Origin of the sequence: Micromonospora sp. NPDC049101 (assembly GCF_040648675.1) — a bacterium.
Taxonomy (GTDB): domain Bacteria; phylum Actinomycetota; class Actinomycetes; order Mycobacteriales; family Micromonosporaceae; genus Micromonospora.
Genome location: NZ_JBEZED010000009.1, coordinates 249137 through 264967, shown reverse-complemented (window position 1 = coordinate 264967; position 15831 = coordinate 249137). Strand labels below are relative to the sequence as shown.

Sequence of the window (15831 nt, the reverse complement as noted above, 5' to 3'; positions counted from 1 at the left end):
TATAAATCATAATTGGCACTGGCTTTACAAGCACCCTGTTGAGTTCTCAAAGAACAACCACACACCGACCAGAAGCCCCACCTCAGTGGAACCCCAACCGGGGCTTTTCGCACCGTGTCCCTGGCATTTTCAGCGCCAGGCACTTTTACTACGTTACCCGCTCGTTTCCGCCGTGTCAAACCGGTGTTTCGCGGTTCGTCGTGCTTCACTCGGTAATGCGGGCACCATGCCTCGACCGGCTTGCGCCGCTCTCGTCACGGATTCCGGCAGGCCGGCCGTCGCGATTTCCCGCGACCCGCCCGGTGCCCTGCCAGTTGGTAACCATACCCGGTCGGTTTCGCCGCACCAAATCCGCCTCGCGGCGTTTCTGGTGGCACCGCCCGGTCCGGGATCCGGTGGGCATGCCCGCCCGGCCCCGAGGCCGTCGGCCCGCGCTCCGGCCGTTTCAGGCTTTCGCCTGTTTCGTCCGTTCCGCGCTGGCAGAGAGAAAGTTACGCGTCCGGCGGGATGATCGTCAAATCCGCCGGACGCGTCCCCCGTCACATCGTCGACGGTCGACTATTCGCCCAGCTCAACGCCCGCGAAGGAGCGCTTGCCGCGACGCAGCACCAGGTATCGCCCGTGCAGCAGGTCGGTCACCGGCACCACGGCGTCCACCTCGGTCACCCGGTTGTTGTTGACGTAGGCGCCGCCCTCGGCGATCACCCGGCGGGCCTCCTTGAGGCCATTGACGAGCCCCGAGTCCCGCAACAGTCCCGCCACATCCGGCAATTCGCCGGTGAGACGCACCAGGCCGGCCTCGGTCAACGCCGCGCGCAGCGTCTCCGGGGCCAGGTCGTCCAGCGACCCACGGCCGAAGAGGGCCTGACTGGCGGCGATCGCCTGTCGGGTCTCCTCGGCGCCGTGCACCAGGGTGGTCAACTCCTCGGCGAGCGCCCGTTGCGCCAGGCGGGCAGCCGGCCGCTCGGCCGTCGCCTTCGCCAGCTCCTCCAACTCGTCGCGGGTACGGAAGCTGAAGTACCGCAGGTAGCGGTCGACCTCCTGGTCCTCGACGTTGAGCCAGAACTGGTAGAAGGCGTACGGGCTGGTCATCGTCGGGTCGAGCCAGACGGCGCCGCCCTCGCTCTTGCCGAACTTCGTGCCGTCGGCCTTGGTGACCAGGGGCGTGGTGAACGCCTGCACCGGCCCCGCCCCTCGCCGACGGACGTAGTCGACGCCCGCGGTGATGTTGCCCCACTGGTCGGACCCACCGAACTGGAGCTGGCAGCCGTATCGGCGGTGCAGCTCGAAGAAGTCGTTGCCCTGGAGCAGCTGGTAGCTGAACTCGGTGAAGCTGATGCCCGTCTCCAGCCGGGCCCGCACCACCTCCCGCGCGAGCATCTTGTTCACCGGGAAGTGCTTGCCCACGTCACGCAGGAACTCGACGATCGACATCTCGCCGGTCCAGTCCAGGTTGTTGACCAGCCGCGCCGCGTTGTCCCCGGTGTACGACACGAAGGGCGCGAGCTGGTCGCGGATGCGCTCGACCCAGCCGGCGATCACCTCGGGCGGGTTGAGCGTGCGTTCGGCGCTCTCCTTCGGGTCACCGATCTGCCCGGTCGCCCCGCCCACCAGCAGCAACGGGCGGTGGCCGGCGAGTTGCAGCCGGCGGGCCGTGGTGACCTGCATGAGGTTGCCGACGTGCAGGCTCGGGGCGGTGGGGTCGAAGCCCACGTAATAGGTGGCGGCGCTCCCACCGTCGAGCAGCTGGCGCAGCTCGTCGAGGCCTGTCGAGTCCTGGATGAGGCCACGCCAGAGCAGGTCGTCGGTCAGGGAGTCCCGCCCGGACGGCGGGGGGCTGCTGTCGGTCACGGTCACCGATTCTCCCCCATCGCCGGCACCGACCCGTACCGGGTTTGCCGTAACCCGCCCCGGTTAGGCTTGCGCCCCGTTGATCGAGGAGGGTTTCGCCGTGGAGATGCCGGATCTGACGGGTGGTTTCGTCGCCCTGCTCGGCCTGACGTTCGAAGAGGCGTCCGCCGACCGGGTGGTCATCAGCTGGCAGGTCCGACCGGAGCTGCACCAGCCGTTCGGCATCCAGCACGGTGGGGTGTACTGCTCGGTCGTGGAGACCGCCGCCAGCGTCGGCGGCTCCCTCTGGCTGGCCGACCGGGGCACGGTGGTCGGCGTGTCGAACCAGACCGACTTCCTGCGGGCCGTGCGGGAGGGCGAGTTGACCGCGGTCGGCACCCCGGTGCACCGGGGCCGCAGCCAGCAGCTCTGGCAGGTGGAGATCACCGATGCCGACCAGCGGCTCGTCGCGCGTGGTCAGGTCCGACTGCAGAACCTCTCGCGCGACTGAGCGGCGGCACCCGGGCCGTTCAGCTACGGGCCTCGTCCAACACCGGCTCCGCGGTCAGGTCGGCGTCCGCGTCGGTGTCATCGGGTACGCGACTGACGCGTACCTCGGTGATCGCCCGGTGGTCGATGCCGGCGACCACCAGGACCCAGCCGTCCAGGGTGACGTCCTCCCCCGCGACGGTGGGGATGTGCCCGAGTCGGGCCAGCACCAACCCGGCGACGGTGGTGTAGTCGCCGTCCGGACGCGACGGCAGCTCGACGCCGATGTCCGGAAGGTCGTGCACCGGGAAGGTGCCGGGCAGCAGCAGCGCGCCGTCGGGGTCGTGGCGCACCGAGCGGACGTCCCGGTCGGTCTCGTCGTAGATCTCACCGACGATCTCCTCCAGGATGTCCTCCAGTGTCACGATGCCGTCGACGGCGCCGCGCTCGTCCACGACGAGCGCGATGTGCTGGCGTTCGGCCTTGAACTGGCGCAGCGCGTCCACCACGGGCAGCGAGTCGGGCAGCAGCATCGGGGGGCGGGCGATCTCGTCGACCGGGCGGTCGTCGGGCACCCCCACCAGGTCGCGTAGGTGGATCACCCCGGCGGTGTCGTCCAGGCCGCCGTGGCGCACCACCGGCGCGCGGGAGTGCCCGGTGGCGGCCAGCACGAGCCGCGCGGCCTCCGCGGTGGTCCCGCTGTCGAGCGTGAAGACCTGCAACCGGGGTACGAGGACAGCCCGCAACCGTCGGTCGGCGATCTCCACCGCCCCGGCGATGATGGTGCGCTGCTCCTTGGTGAAGCCGTGGTTGCCGGCGACGATGTCGCGCAGCTCGTCCGGGCCGATCTCCTCCGGCTGGTGTTTCGGGTTGAGCCCGACCAGTCGGACGACCACGTCGCTGGTGGCGCCGAGCGCCCAGACGGCCGGGCGGGTGAACGTGGCGAGCAGGTCGAGTGGGCGGGCCACCAGCAGCGCCCACCGCTCGGCGGACTGCATGGCGATCCGCTTGGGGGCCAGCTCGCCGAAGACCAGGGTGACGAAGGTCAGCGCGAGGGTGACCACCACGATGGCCACCGTCTCGGCGGCGCTGCCGAACACCCCGAGCAGCGGCACGAGGGGCTTGGCCAGCGAGACCGCCGCGGCGGCGGAGGCCAGGAAGCCGGCGAGGGTGATGCCGATCTGGATGGTGGCCAGGAAGCGGTTCGGGTCCTTGGCGAGGCGGGCCAGCACCCGGCCGGCCCTGCTGGTGCGCTCCAACCGCTGGATCTGGCTGTCCCGCAGTGACACCAACGCCATCTCGCTGCCGGCGAAGAGCGCGTTGATCACGACCAGGATCCCGACCAGGGCCAGTTGGCTCCCGTAGCTCTGCACGCCCGGTTCGCTCCCTCGTGATGGTGGCACCGGCCAGTACGCGCGGCGCCCGCCGGTCGGCGAGCCCGCCCGGCGTAGGCGTGTGATTGCCCCGTCCGGTGCCCGCCGAATCCTGCCCGGCTGAGGCTACGCCGGATCGGGCGTCGCTGACGCCACGCCGGATCGGTCGGCGGCGACGCCACGCCGGATCGGTCGGCGGCGACCGCTACGCCGGATCGGCGGCCGGGGTCGTCGGCAGGTCGAGGACGTACGAGTCGCCCTCCGGGCGGAAGCCGAGCCGGTGGTAGTAGGGCGCGACCATCCGGGGTGGGCTGACCACCTGGCGGAAGCCCCGTTCGGTGAACAGGTGGCTGCGGCGGTAGACGAACTCGCCCGGAGTGAAGTCACGGAACCGGGGGGTCACGTAGTCCAGGTCGATCTGGGCGACGCCGCGCGCCTCGGCGTGCGACAGCACCACGCCCACCACCTCGTCGGCCCGGACCACGAGGAAGGCGGAGCGGCCGGACGCGTCCGGGTCCCACCGGAAGCCCGGATTGAACCGGGCGATGTCGTCGGCGTGCACCCGCAGCGTGTGCGCGAGGAACTCATCGCCGACGCCGACCTCCACCACCTGGTAGGTCTGCTCGTCGTGCCGGGTGGCGAGCATCCCCCGCAGATACCAGATGTTGATCGCCGCGAGCACGACGTTGAGCCCGACCATGGGCCAGACCTCGATGGCGGCGTTGTAGCCGATCAGCACGACGCTGCCGACGAGGTTGAGCGCGCGCAGCCGCAGGACGCGCGACTGCAGCAGCGACCAGACCAGCACCGCGGAGCCGGCCCAGCCGACGAGATCCAACCAGTTCACCCCGCGAGACTAGTGCCCGCCCAGGTCAGGGGCATCGGCGGGCAGCTCCAGCAGCCACTCCTCGACGTCCTCACCGCGACCGTTGGCGTACCCCGAGTCCTCTCCGACCACCACGAACCCGCACTTGCGCAGCACCGCGAGGGACGCGGCGTTGTCCTTGGCGGCGCGGGCGTGCACCGGCCGGGGCACCTCGCGCAGCAGGGCGGCCAGGGCCGCGGTGGCGTGCCCCCGGCCCCAGCGTTGCGGGTCGATCCAGTAGCTCACCTCGGTCTGGCCCTCGACGGGGAAGGCGCTCACGTAGCCGACCACCTCGCCGTCGACCTCGACGGTGCGGACCCGGTTGGCCGGGTTGGTGAGCACCCGGGCCCAGTGCTGGGCGAACTCCCGACGGTCGGCCGGGTCCTTGGGGCCGAAGGCGGCCATCCGGTTGGCCTCCGGGTCCTGCTGGTGCAGGAAGAACTCGACGAGGTCGTCCTCCAGGACCGGGCGCAGCCGCAGATCAGCAGTCATCGGCCGAGGGTACGCAGCGGGTGGGACAGCACCGGGCTGGGCTGGCCGACCGGGCGGCGCGGTTGCCCACGACCGCCACCGCGACGCGAGCGGGAACTCGATCATGCCGGCAGTGCAGCGCTTGCTCCTCACGCGGCGTCAGGTCACATAGTTGGTGGCGTGGAGGAGCACCTGACCGTGGGGCGTGTGGCGGAGTTGGCCGGCGTCAGTGTCCGCACCCTGCATCACTATGACGAGATCGGCCTCCTGGAGCCGTCCACCCGGACCGCGGCTGGGCACCGGGCCTACTCCGCGGACGACGTGGAGCGACTCCGGGAGGTGCTCGCCTACCGGCGGCTCGGCTTTGGATTGCGGGAGATCGCGGATCTGGTTGACGATCCGGCCACCGACGCAGTCGCGCACCTGTGTCGGCTGCGCGGCCTGCTGATGGACCAGCGCGACCGCGCTGCTGCCATGGTGACGGCCATCGACAGGGAACTGGAGGCACGAGCGATGGGAATCAGGACGACGCCAGAGGAGCAACTGGAGGTGTTCGGCCCGCAGTTGTACGACGTCATCGGATCCGCTTATCCAGCGACGCGGCGCACCGAGCCACGGATCGCCGCGCGCATCTGGGCTGCGCTGGGGGACGCACGAACGGTACTGAACGTCGGGGCCGGCACCGGCTCCTACGAACCCCCCGACCGTGACGTCACAGCGGTGGAACCGTCGGCGGTCATGCGGGCGCAGCGTCCCCCGGGCGCGGCGCCGTGCGTGGCCGCCGCCGCGGAGAGTCTGCCGTTCGAGGACCAGTCCTTCGACGCCGCGATGGCGGTCAGCACCGTCCATCACTGGCCGGACCCGGTCGCCGGACTGCGTGAGATGAAGCGGGTGGCCCGTCGCGTGGTGGTGTTCACGTACGACGCCGACGACACCGGCTGGCGTCAGCGGTTCTGGCTCACCCGCGACTATCTGCCCGAGTTCGCAGACCTCCTCGTCGGCTGGCCGTCCCTGGCCGACCTGACCCGGGCGATCGGAGGACGCGCGGAACCGGTGCTCGTTCCGTGGGACTGCGACGACGGCTTCTTTGAGGCACACTGGCGCCGGCCTGAGGCGTACCTGGACGAACAGGTACGCCGCGCGGTTTCGGTATGGACCAGAGTCGGACCGCAGGCGGAGCAACGGGCGGTCAGCACACTTCGCGAAGACCTCTCCTCAGGCCGGTGGGCCGAGCGCAACCGCGATCTCGTCGCCCTCGACACGGCAGAGCTCGGCCTCCGTCTGCTCGTTGCCTGATCCGCTGTGCGCGAGAACCCCGCTGAGGGCATCGGGTCGCTTCGGCGCTGGCGCGTCACCCGATTCCGTACGCGACAGTTACCCGTTTCAGCGAACCGCCCATCCAGCGCGTGCCAACCAGCGCGTCATCGCATCTGATCGAACAGGTGGCGATTGCGGCAAGATGACTCTGAGGCAACGGACCGACCCGGGGAGTGCCGATGAATCGACAGGTCGTGGTGGGTGTGGACGGTTCGCCGTCCAGCCTCGTCGCCGCGGAGCACGCGGCCCGCGCCGCACTGCTGCGGTCCCGGCCGCTCCTGCTGCTGCACGGCTACCTGCACCCACTCCGCTATGGCGTGCCGCTCAATCCGTACGACATCGGGGTGCCGGTGCCCTCCGAGGAGGCGCAGCGGATGTTGGAGACCACGGCGGCCGACCTGACCGACCGGTGGCCCGGCCTGGTCGTCGACGTGCGCCAGGTCGCCGGCGGCCCCGGGATCACGCTTGTCGAGGAGTCCCGCCAGGCCGAGCTGGTCGTGGTGGGCAGTCGAGGGCTGGGCGGGTTCGCCGGGTTGCTGCTCGGCTCGGTCGGCACGCAGGTCGCCGCGCACGCGCACTGCCCGGTGCTGGTGGTCCGCCCGGACGAGCAGCCGATCCCGGTGGACGCCCCGGTGCTGGTCGGCGTCGACGGCTCCGAGTCGGCCCGGCTGGCCACGGAAAACGGCGCCGACGAGGCGGCGCGGCGGGACGTACCGCTGGTGTTGGTGCACGTCGACGTGCCGGCGGCGGACCGGGCGGCGGTGGGGGAGATCGACGAGTCGCAGGCCGCGTACCGGGCCGAGGCGGTACGGCTGCTGGCCGACGCGTCCGCCAGCGTGCGCGCCGCGCACCCCGGCCTGGTGGTGCGGGAGCATCCGGTCCGGGCGGCCGGCCCGGCCCAGGGGCTCATCGAGGCCAGCGGCACGGGGTCACTGCTGGTCGTGGGCACCCGGGGCCGGGCCGGATTCGCGGGTCTGCTGCTCGGCTCGGTCAGCCAGGCGGCGATCCAGCACGCGCACTGCCCGGTGCTGGTCGCCCACCCGGTCAGCTGATCGACGTGCCGTCGGATCGGTCGAGCAGGTGCAGGAAGTCGGTGGTGAGGGCGAACGGGTCGGCCGGGCCGCTCGTCGGCGGCCGGCGCTCCACCTGGTCGGCCAGTTCACCGGCCGCGCGTCGGATCCGGCCGCGCAACGCGCCGTCGGCCGTGCCGTCCGACCAGTCCTCCGGGGCGGCGAAGACCGCGGTCGGGACCACCACCGCCCGGAGGTACGCGAACATCGGGCGGACGGCGTGCTCCAGTGCCAGCGAGTGGCGCGCGGTGCCGCCGGTGGCCCCGATCAGCACCGGCCGGTCGACGAGCGACGCGGAATCCAACACGTCGAAGAACGACTTGAACAGCCCGTTGTACGAGGCACTGAAGATCGGGGTGACGGCGATGAGCCCGTCCGCTCCGGTCACCGTGTCGACGACCTCGCGCAGCGCCGCCGGCGGGAACCCGGTGAGCATGTTGTTCACCACGTCGTGGGCATATTCCCGCAGGTCGACGACGTGCAGCTCCACCTCGGAGCCGCGCCGGACCAACTCGTCGCGGGTGGCCGCGGCGAGCTGGTCGGCGAGTAGCCGGGTCGACGAGGGCTGACTCAGCCCCGCCGAGACCACGGCCAGGGTGCGGTGGGTCATCGGGTCGCCCCCTCCGGAGCCTTGCCCGTCACGTCGTCGACGGCGTGCACGGTGCTGTCCTTGCCGCCGCCCGCGGCGGCGACCAGAGAGGCGTGGGTCGGCGCGTCCGGCACGTGCGCGGGTCGCAGCGACTCGAACTCCTTGCGCAGCACCGGCACGACCTCCTCGCCGAGCAGGTCGAGCTGCTCCAGCACGGTCTTCAGCGGCAGGCCCGCGTGGTCCATCAGGAACAGCTGCCGCTGGTAGTCGCCGACGTACTCGCGGAAGCCCAGCGTGCGGTCGATGACCTGCTGCGGGCTGCCCACGGTCAGCGGCGTCTCCCGGGTGAACTCCTCCAGCGACGGTCCGTGCCCGTAGACCGGGGCGTTGTCGAAGTACGGCCGGAACTCCCGGACCGCGTCCTGCGAGTTGCGCCGCATGAACACCTGCCCGCCGAGGCCGACGATGGCCTGGTCGGCGGTGCCGTGGCCGTAGTGCGCGTACCGCTGGCGGTAGAGCCCGACCATCCGCTGGGTGTGCTCCTTGGGCCAGAAGATGTGGTTGGCGAAGAAGCCGTCGCCGTAGTAGGCGGCCTGCTCGGCGATCTCCGGGCTGCGGATCGAGCCGTGCCAGACGAACGGCGGCACGCCGTCGAGCGGGCGCGGCGTCGAGGTGAACGACTGCAACGGGGTGCGGTGCTTGCCCTTCCAGTCGACCACGTCCTCGCGCCACAGCCGGTGCAGCAGGTCGTAGTTCTCGATCGCGAGAGGGATGCCGGCGCGGATGTCCTTGCCGAACCACGGGTAGACCGGGCCGGTGTTGCCGCGGCCCATCATCAGGTCCACCCGGCCGTCGGACAGGTGCTGGAGCATCGCGTAGTCCTCGGCGATCTTCACCGGGTCGTTCGTGGTGATCAGCGTGGTCGCGGTGGACAGCAGCAGCCGCTCGGTGCGGGCCGCGATGTGGCCGAGCATGGTGGTCGGTGACGACGGCACGAACGGCGGGTTGTGGTGCTCACCGGTGGCGAAGACGTCCAGGCCGACCTCCTCGGCCTTCAACGCGATCGCGACCATCGCCTTGATCCGCTCATGCTCGGTCGGCTCCCGACCGGTGGTCGGATCGACGGTGACGTCGCCGACGGTGAAGATCCCGAACTGCATGACCAGCTCCTCGCGTGTCAACCGAGTGCCGCCGTGGTACCCGGACGCAGCTCACAACTTATTTGACGACGCAACTATTCCGTCGGCGGCACGGCTCCGGGTGGCACGGGTCACGCCCGATAACGGACAAGAGTGCCGTTGGCGGGCCGTACCGCCGGGTCAGCCGCCGGCCACCGAGGGGAGCACCCGCACCTCGGCACCCTCGTCGACGGGCGTGGCCAGCCCGCCCGAATGGCGGCAGTCCGCACCATCGACGTAGACGTTGACGTAGCGGCGCAGCTCGCCGCGCTCGTCGCGGATGCGCCGGGCCAGCCGCGGATGCGCGACGGCCACCTCGTCGAGGACCGCCCGCAGCGTCCCGGCGGCGGTGACGCTGAGTCGACTGGCACCGCCGGCCTCGCCGCGCAGCGGGCCGGGCAACAGCACGGTGACCACGCTCAGACCGCCGCGGCCCGAACGCAGAGCACGTCCGGCAGGTGTGCCGCCACCAGGGACCAGGAGTCGCCCTCGTCGCGGCTGGCGAAGACCGAGCCGGAGCGGGTGCCGAAGTAAACCCCACCGGGGGTGGAGTCGTCGGCGCACATCGCGTCGCGCAACACCGCCGGATAGAACGGCCCCTCGGGTAGCCCCACCGACAGCGGCTCCCACTTGCCACCGGCGTCGGTGGAGCGGAACACCCGACAGCGGTGGTCGGGCGGGAACCGCTCGCCGTCGGCCACCAGCGGGAAGGTCCACACGGTGCCGCCCCGCCCCGGGTGGGTCACCATCGGGAAGCCGAAGTCGCTGGGCAGCCCGTCGGCGATCGAGGACCAGGTGCGGCCGTCGTCGTCGGAACGGTAGACGCCGTGGTGGTTCTGCGCGTACAGCCGCTCGGGGTTGGCCCCGTCCCGGGCGACCTTGTGCACGCACTGGCCGAACTCCGGCCACTCGTCGGGCAGGTGGGTGGCGCGGATGCCGGTGTTGCCCGGCGCCCAGCTCGCGCCGGCGTCCTCGGAGCGGTAGACGCCGCCGGTGGACATGGCGACGAGCAGCCGGGCCGGGTCACGCGGGTGCGGCAGCACGGTGTGCACGGCCTGGCCGCCGAAGCCGGCCTCCCACCGCGGGCGGTGCGGGTGGTCCCAGAGGGAGCGGACCAGCTCGAAGCTGCGGCCACCGTCAGTGGACCTGAACAGCGCGGACGGCTCGGTGCCGGCCCAGATGACGTCGGGCTGGTCGGGGCCGGCCGGCATCAACTGCCAGACCCGCCCGAGCGAGACGTCGGTGTCGGCCGGGAACGCGACAGGCGCCTGGTCGGGCTCGTCCCAGGAGGCGCCGAGGTCGTCGCTGGTGGCGACGCTGGGCCCGAAGTGTGAGCTGGTCATCCCGGCGAGCAACCGGGTGGTGGCGGCACGGGTGTCGACCGCGACCGCGTAGACACCGGTCATCGGGAAGTGCGGGCCGGTGATCTCCCAACGTCGCCGGTCGTCGGCGCTGGTGGCGAGAAACAACCCCTTGGCCGTGCCGATCGCGAGCAGTGTCGCCACGCCATCCTCCGAACCGTCGGTGAGCAGGTCAGGGTGATTATGGCCACACCCTCCGACAGGTTCCCGGGGACACCCGCCCGGAGGTTCAGCGCCGGATGCGGGGCACGTGCCGGCGGTACGCGCTGACCGTGGGGTCGCCGTCGAGCCAGAACCGCCAGGGCAGGTCGTGCGCGCCGGTCACACCGACCCGGGGACCCGCCACCACCGTCTCCGGCGGCACCGGCAGGGCCGGGGGGCGCAGGCGGACCGAGCCGTCGCCGAGCAGGTACGCCCCGTAGGCCGCACGGTCGATGCCGAGCGCGGAGCAGAGCCGGGCGGGCCCACGAGCCAGGTCCACGTCCCGCCGGATGGCCGGCCGGCGCTCCCGTGCCGTGACCAGCCCGTCGACGACCTCCCCGGCGCGCAGCAGCACGGCGGAGGCCTCGCCCTCCACCCCGGTGACCACGTTGACACACCAGTGCATCCCGTAGGTGAAGTAGACGTAGGCGTGCCCGGCGGGGCCGAACATCACGGCGTTGCGTGGGGTAGGACCCCGATGGGCGTGCGAGGCGGGATCGCCGCCGCTGCCCGCGTACGCCTCGACCTCGGTGATCCGGACGGTGACCCCGCCGGCGTGCAGGCGGCAGCCCAGCAGCCCGCGCGCCGCCGGCAGCAACGGGCCGGCGAGCAGGTCTGCCAGCGCCGCCAGGTTGGTGTCGGTGGTGCGGTCACCGGAGGGCAGGGCCATGTTCCCGACGGTACCCATCCCGGCGCCCGGGCACCCGTCCGGCACGGTGCGAGTTGAACAATGTGTTGACAATGCTTCGTTGATGAGGTGTGCTCGGACCATGACGACGAACGACCCGTTCACCGCGCCGCACCCGGCCCACGCCCGCGCTCACCGCACCCACGAGGCGCTGCAGCGCATCAGTGAGCGGCACGCCGGCACCGGCACCCAACGCGGACGCTGGGCCCACCCGTACGTGCTGGACCCGTGGGAGGCGGTCGCCCTGGTCACCGCCCTGGCCGCCGGCGGGGCCGAGCGGGAGCCGGCGGAGGAGCCGATCGACGCCGCCGACCTCACCGCCGCGCTGACCCTGCTGCCGCACGTGCGCGCCGAGTTGGACGCCCTGGAGGCCGGGCTGTTGACGCTGGCCCGCGACCGGGGGCTGACCTGGCAGGCGATCGCGTACGGGCTGGGGCTGGGCAGCGCGCAGGCGGCCCGGCAGCGCTACGAGCGGGTCGCCGCCCGCTCGGCCGAGCAGACCGCCTGACGACCCCGCTCGTACGTGCCCGACCCCGCAAGATCGCGCTCGTCCGTCCAAGATCGCGCTCGAACACGGAAGTAGTGGCCTCAACCGCGGCCGAGGCCACTAGATCCTGGATCGAGCACGATCTTGCCGGGCGGGGCGGGACTGTCGGATCGGCATGGCGCGCGTGCGACGGGCCCGCGGCGGGCACACTGTGCGCACGACGAGGAGGCACCATGGAGCGCGCGGAGATGCTGGCGTACTGCCTGGCCAAGCCGGGGGCGTGGTTGGACCGGCCGTGGGAGGGCGACGAGGTGGTGAAGGTCGGCAGCCGGATCTTCGCGTTCCTCGGCGACGGTGGGGGCGAACCGACCGTCGGCATCAAGTGCGGGCCGACCCGGGAGGTGGCCGACGAGTGGCTGCACCGGCACCCCGACGACGCCCGGGTGATGGCCTACATCGGTCGGTCCGGGTGGAACACGCTGCGCCTCGACGGCGGGATCGACGACGAGGAGCTGACCGAGGCGGTCGACGGGTCGTACGACATGGTGGTGGCCAAGCTCCCGAAGCGGGAGCGCCCGACGGCCTGAACCGGCCGTGGCGCCGGCGGCACCCGCCGACGCCACGACACGAGATCTAGCGCGGGACGACCCGCTCGGCGGACCACTCCCGCCAGGTGGCCAGCCGGTCCGCCGCGGTGGCGAGCTGGTCGGCCACCGGGCCGGGGCCGGTGGAGCCGGGGGTGGTCCGGGCCGCGAGGGCCGAACGGACCGAGAGCACGTCGCGCACCGACGGGTCGAGGTGCGCACTGATCGTGCTCAGGTCGTCGTCGGAGACGTCGTTCAGCTCGCACTCCCGGGCCGCGCAGAGCGCCACCAGCCGGCCGGTGATCTCGTGCGCGTCCCGGAAGGGCACATTGCGCCGGACCAGCCAGTCGGCGACCTCGGTGGCGAGGGAGAAGCCGACCGGCGCGGCGGCGACGAGGCGGTCCACCCGCACCGTCATCGTGGAGATCATCCCCGCCAGGGCCGGGAGCAGCAGCTCCAGCGTGTCGACGGCGTCGAAGGCCGGCTCCTTGTCCTCCTGCATGTCCCGGTCGTAGGTCATCGGCAGGCCCTTGAGCATGGTGAGCACCGTCACCAGGCCGCCGACCAGCCGGCCGGACTTGCCGCGGGCCAGCTCGGCGATGTCCGCGTTCTTCTTCTGCGGCATGATCGACGATCCGGTGGCGAACGAGTCGTCCAGCTCCACCCAGCCGAACTCGTGCGAGGTCCAGAGCACGACCTCCTCACCGAGCCGGGACAGGTGCACCCCGATCAGGGCGGTGGTGAAGAGGAACTCGGCGACGAAGTCCCGGTCGGCGACGGCGTCCATCGAGTTGGCGAACGACGTCCGGAAGCCCAGCTCCTTGGCCACCGCCACCGGATCCAGCGGAAGCCCCGAACCAGCGAGGGCACCCGCGCCGAGCGGGCTGATCGCCGCCCGGTGGTCCCAGTCGCGCAACCGCTCGAGGTCCCGCAGCAGCGGCTGCACGTGGGCGAGCAGCCAGTGCCCGAACGTGACCGGCTGGGCGTGCTGAAGGTGCGTCATGCCGGGTGCGGCCGTGTCGATGTGCCGCTCGGCCTGCTCCACCAGCGCCTCGGCCAGCTCGACGAGCCGGCTGGCCACGCCCCGGGCGTGGTCGCGCAGGTAGAGCCGCAGGTCGGTCGCGACCTGGTCGTTGCGCGACCGGCCGGCGCGCAGCTTGCCACCGAGGCTGCCCAGGCGCTCCAGCAGCCCGCGCTCCAGCGCGGTGTGCACGTCCTCGTCGTCGATGGTGGGGCGGAACGACCCCGAGGCGCACGCCGCCTCCAGGTCGTCCAGGGCCGCCAGCATCCGACCCAACTCCTCGGGGTCGAGCAGGCCGGCACCGGCCAGGACCCGGGCGTGCGCCCGGGAACCGGCGATGTCGTACGGGGCCAGGCGCCAGTCGAACTGCACGCTCACCGACAGTCGGGCGAGCGCCTCGGCGGGGCCGCCCGCGAACCGGCCACCCCACAGGCTCGTCCGGTTGGTGGCTGCGCTGTTCTCGGTCAGGCTCTTGTCGTCCACGTCGCCCGTCATTGCTCTGCTCGCCTTTCACTCGCGACTGCGGGGCCCACTCGTTGCGCTCGCGCACTCCGTGCGCTGGCAGGCGTCACCGTCCGGCACCGCCCAGCCGGGCGTCCCGCGCGGCGGCCATCCGGCTCGGCAGGCCCCACAGCCGCACGAAACCCTTCGCCAGAGACTGGTCGAAAGTGTCGCCGGTGTCGTAGGTGGCCATCCCGAAGTCGTAGAGGCTCGCCTCGGAGCGCCGGCCGGTCACCGTGGCCCGGCCGCCGTGCAGGGTCATCCGCACCTCGCCGCTCACGTGCCGCTGCGCGTCGTCGATGAACGCGTCCAGCGAGTCCTTCAACGGCGAGAACCACAGGCCGTCGTAGACCAGCTCGCCCCAGCGTTGGTCCACGCTCCTCTTGAACCGGGCCAGGTCCCGCTCCACGGTCACCGCCTCCAACTCCTGGTGGGCGGTGATCAGCGCGATCGCGCCGGGCGCCTCGTACACCTCGCGGCTCTTGATGCCGACCAGGCGGTCCTCGACCATGTCCAGCCGGCCCACGCCCTGGGCGCCGGCACGCCGGTTCAGCTCCAGGATCGCCTGGTACGGGGTGACCGTCTCCCCGTCGATCGCCACCGGCACGCCGCCGTCGAAGGTGATCACGACCTCGTCGGCGTCGCGCTCCTGCGCCGGGTCGGCAGTGTACGAGTACAGGCCCTCGACCGGGGCGTTCCAGATGTCCTCCAGGAAGCCGGTCTCCACCGCGCGACCCCACAGGTTCTGGTCGATCGAGTAGGGCGACTTCGCCGACACGTCGATCGGCAGCCCCTTCTCCTCGGCGAAGGCGATCGCCTTGTCCCGCGTCCAGGCGAAGTCCCGGGCCGGCGCGATGATCTTCAGGTCGGGGGCGAGCGCGTTCAGCCCCACCTCGAACCGGACCTGGTCGTTGCCCTTGCCGGTGCAGCCGTGCGACACGATCGTGCCGCCGTGCGTACGCGCCGCCGCCACCAGGTGCTTGACGATCAGCGGCCGGGACAGCGCCGACACCAGCGGGTAGCGGTCCATGTAGAGGGCGTTGGCCCGGATGGCCGGCAGGCAGTAGTCGGCGGCGAACTCGTCGCGCGCGTCGACGACCTCCGCCTCGGCGGCGCCGCAGTCCAGGGCACGCTGGCGGATCGCGTCCAGGTTCTCACCGCCCTGCCCGACGTCGACCGCGACCGCGATCACCTCGGCGCCGGTCTGCTCGGCCAGGTACGGAATGGCGACGGAGGTGTCCAACCCTCCGGAGTACGCGAGCACGACCCGCTCGGTCATGGCGTGGTGGTCCCTTCAGCGTGGTCGTCCCGGCCCGCCCAACCGGCGAGCTTGTCACCGAGCGCGGCCCCGCCGACGGCCTCGCGGGCCACGACGAGGATGGTGTCGTCACCGGCGATGGTGCCGACGATCTCCGGCAGGCCCGCTCGGTCCAACGCGCTGGCCAGGTACTGGGCCGCCCCCGGCGGGGTACGCAGCACGGCGATGTTGCCACTGGAGTCGACCCCGTTGAGCAGTTCGCGCAGCAACCGCACCAGCCGCGCCGGCGCGGCCTCGGCGTCGCGCAACGGTCGCTGGCCGTCCTCCGGGATCAGGTAGACGGCCGGCCCGTCACCGCCGCGCACCTTGACCGCGCCCAACTCCTCCAGGTCCCGCGAGAGGGTGGCCTGGGTGACGACGACGCCGTCGGCGGCGAGCAGGTCGGCCAGCTCGGTCTGCGACCGGATCGCCTTCTCCCGGATCAGCTCCACGATCCGGGCGTGCCGGGCCGCCCGGGTCAGTGGCCCGGTCATCGGGACTCCCCGGTC

17 protein-coding genes are annotated in these 15831 nt (G+C 71.9%); 5 read left to right on the top strand and 12 right to left on the bottom strand.

The features are described 5' to 3' along the window. Positions 1 to 558: 558 nt before the first annotated feature. On the bottom strand, positions 559 to 1851 hold the full coding sequence (gene tyrS / locus AB0B57_RS15495) for a tyrosine--tRNA ligase (RefSeq protein ID WP_357069464.1): 1293 nt from the start codon (positions 1849 to 1851) through the stop codon (positions 559 to 561). Positions 1852 to 1957: 106 nt separating this feature from the next. On the opposite strand from tyrS, the gene AB0B57_RS15490 reads away from it, so the two are divergent. Beyond that, positions 1958 to 2341 (top strand): PaaI family thioesterase, encoded by a 384-nt coding sequence (locus AB0B57_RS15490; RefSeq protein WP_357069462.1) that lies wholly within the window; start codon positions 1958 to 1960, stop codon positions 2339 to 2341. A 19-nt stretch (positions 2342 to 2360) separates the two neighbouring features. On the opposite strand, the gene AB0B57_RS15485 is transcribed toward AB0B57_RS15490, so the two are convergent. From AB0B57_RS15485 to AB0B57_RS15475, 3 genes are all read right to left on the bottom strand, one after another. Further along, positions 2361 to 3692 carry a hemolysin family protein gene (locus AB0B57_RS15485; RefSeq protein ID WP_357069432.1) on the bottom strand — a complete coding sequence of 444 codons (1332 nt, stop codon included), beginning with the start codon at positions 3690 to 3692 and terminating at the stop codon, positions 2361 to 2363. 205 nt (positions 3693 to 3897) lie between these two features. Next, a complete protein-coding gene (locus AB0B57_RS15480) occupies positions 3898 to 4539 on the bottom strand; it encodes a hypothetical protein (RefSeq protein WP_357069430.1) in 642 nt (213 codons plus the stop codon). A gap of 9 nt (positions 4540 to 4548) precedes the next feature. After that, the gene (locus tag AB0B57_RS15475) at positions 4549 to 5049 is read right to left on the bottom strand and encodes a GNAT family N-acetyltransferase (protein WP_357069428.1); all 501 of its coding nucleotides are present in this window, start codon (positions 5047 to 5049) and stop codon (positions 4549 to 4551) included. Between the two features lie 159 nt (positions 5050 to 5208). Between AB0B57_RS15475 and AB0B57_RS15470 the strand changes: the two genes are divergently transcribed. Together AB0B57_RS15470 and AB0B57_RS15465 are read left to right on the top strand one after the other, a co-directional pair. Continuing rightward, positions 5209 to 6324, top strand: a complete 1116-nt coding sequence (locus tag AB0B57_RS15470) for a MerR family transcriptional regulator (RefSeq protein ID WP_357069426.1) — start codon at positions 5209 to 5211, stop codon at positions 6322 to 6324. A 194-nt stretch (positions 6325 to 6518) separates the two neighbouring features. Then, positions 6519 to 7397: a universal stress protein gene (locus AB0B57_RS15465; protein WP_357069424.1), complete on the top strand. Its 879-nt coding sequence runs from the start codon at positions 6519 to 6521 to the stop codon at positions 7395 to 7397. Here the strand turns inward: AB0B57_RS15465 and AB0B57_RS15460 are convergent. The 5 genes from AB0B57_RS15460 to AB0B57_RS15440 all read right to left on the bottom strand — a co-directional run bounded on the left by AB0B57_RS15460 (position 7390) and on the right by AB0B57_RS15440 (position 11414). Further along, positions 7390 to 8025, bottom strand: a complete 636-nt coding sequence (locus AB0B57_RS15460) for an FMN reductase (RefSeq protein ID WP_357069422.1) — start codon at positions 8023 to 8025, stop codon at positions 7390 to 7392. The two genes, AB0B57_RS15465 and AB0B57_RS15460, sit on opposite strands and share 8 nt — an antisense overlap. Next, positions 8022 to 9164 (bottom strand): LLM class flavin-dependent oxidoreductase, encoded by a 1143-nt coding sequence (locus tag AB0B57_RS15455; protein ID WP_357069420.1) that lies wholly within the window; start codon positions 9162 to 9164, stop codon positions 8022 to 8024. The genes AB0B57_RS15460 and AB0B57_RS15455 overlap by 4 nt, the downstream gene beginning before the upstream one ends. A gap of 159 nt (positions 9165 to 9323) precedes the next feature. Further along, on the bottom strand, positions 9324 to 9599 hold the full coding sequence (locus AB0B57_RS15450) for a ubiquitin-like small modifier protein 1 (protein WP_357069418.1): 276 nt from the start codon (positions 9597 to 9599) through the stop codon (positions 9324 to 9326). A gap of 2 nt (positions 9600 to 9601) precedes the next feature. Beyond that, positions 9602 to 10687, bottom strand: coding sequence for an exo-alpha-sialidase (locus AB0B57_RS15445; RefSeq protein WP_357069416.1), 1086 nt, complete (start codon positions 10685 to 10687; stop codon positions 9602 to 9604). 85 nt (positions 10688 to 10772) lie between these two features. After that, positions 10773 to 11414 carry a DNA-3-methyladenine glycosylase gene (locus AB0B57_RS15440; protein ID WP_357069414.1) on the bottom strand — a complete coding sequence of 214 codons (642 nt, stop codon included), beginning with the start codon at positions 11412 to 11414 and terminating at the stop codon, positions 10773 to 10775. 100 nt (positions 11415 to 11514) lie between these two features. Between AB0B57_RS15440 and AB0B57_RS15435 the strand changes: the two genes are divergently transcribed. Next, on the top strand, positions 11515 to 11940 hold the full coding sequence (locus tag AB0B57_RS15435) for a DNA-binding protein (RefSeq protein ID WP_357069412.1): 426 nt from the start codon (positions 11515 to 11517) through the stop codon (positions 11938 to 11940). A 212-nt stretch (positions 11941 to 12152) separates the two neighbouring features. Further along, a complete protein-coding gene (locus tag AB0B57_RS15430; RefSeq protein WP_357069410.1) occupies positions 12153 to 12506 on the top strand; it encodes an MmcQ/YjbR family DNA-binding protein in 354 nt (117 codons plus the stop codon). A gap of 46 nt (positions 12507 to 12552) precedes the next feature. Here AB0B57_RS15430 and argH read toward each other — a convergent pair whose 3' ends face one another. The 3 genes from argH to AB0B57_RS15415 form a co-directional block, all read right to left on the bottom strand. Then, complete coding sequence (gene argH / locus AB0B57_RS15425) at positions 12553 to 14019, bottom strand: argininosuccinate lyase (RefSeq protein WP_357069408.1); 1467 nt, start codon at positions 14017 to 14019, stop codon at positions 12553 to 12555. A gap of 73 nt (positions 14020 to 14092) precedes the next feature. Next, on the bottom strand, positions 14093 to 15304 hold the full coding sequence (locus AB0B57_RS15420; RefSeq protein ID WP_357069405.1) for an argininosuccinate synthase: 1212 nt from the start codon (positions 15302 to 15304) through the stop codon (positions 14093 to 14095). Next, complete coding sequence (locus AB0B57_RS15415; RefSeq protein ID WP_357069404.1) at positions 15301 to 15816, bottom strand: arginine repressor; 516 nt, start codon at positions 15814 to 15816, stop codon at positions 15301 to 15303. Before AB0B57_RS15415 ends, AB0B57_RS15420 begins: the two co-directional genes overlap by 4 nt. Positions 15817 to 15831: the final 15 nt, after the last annotated feature.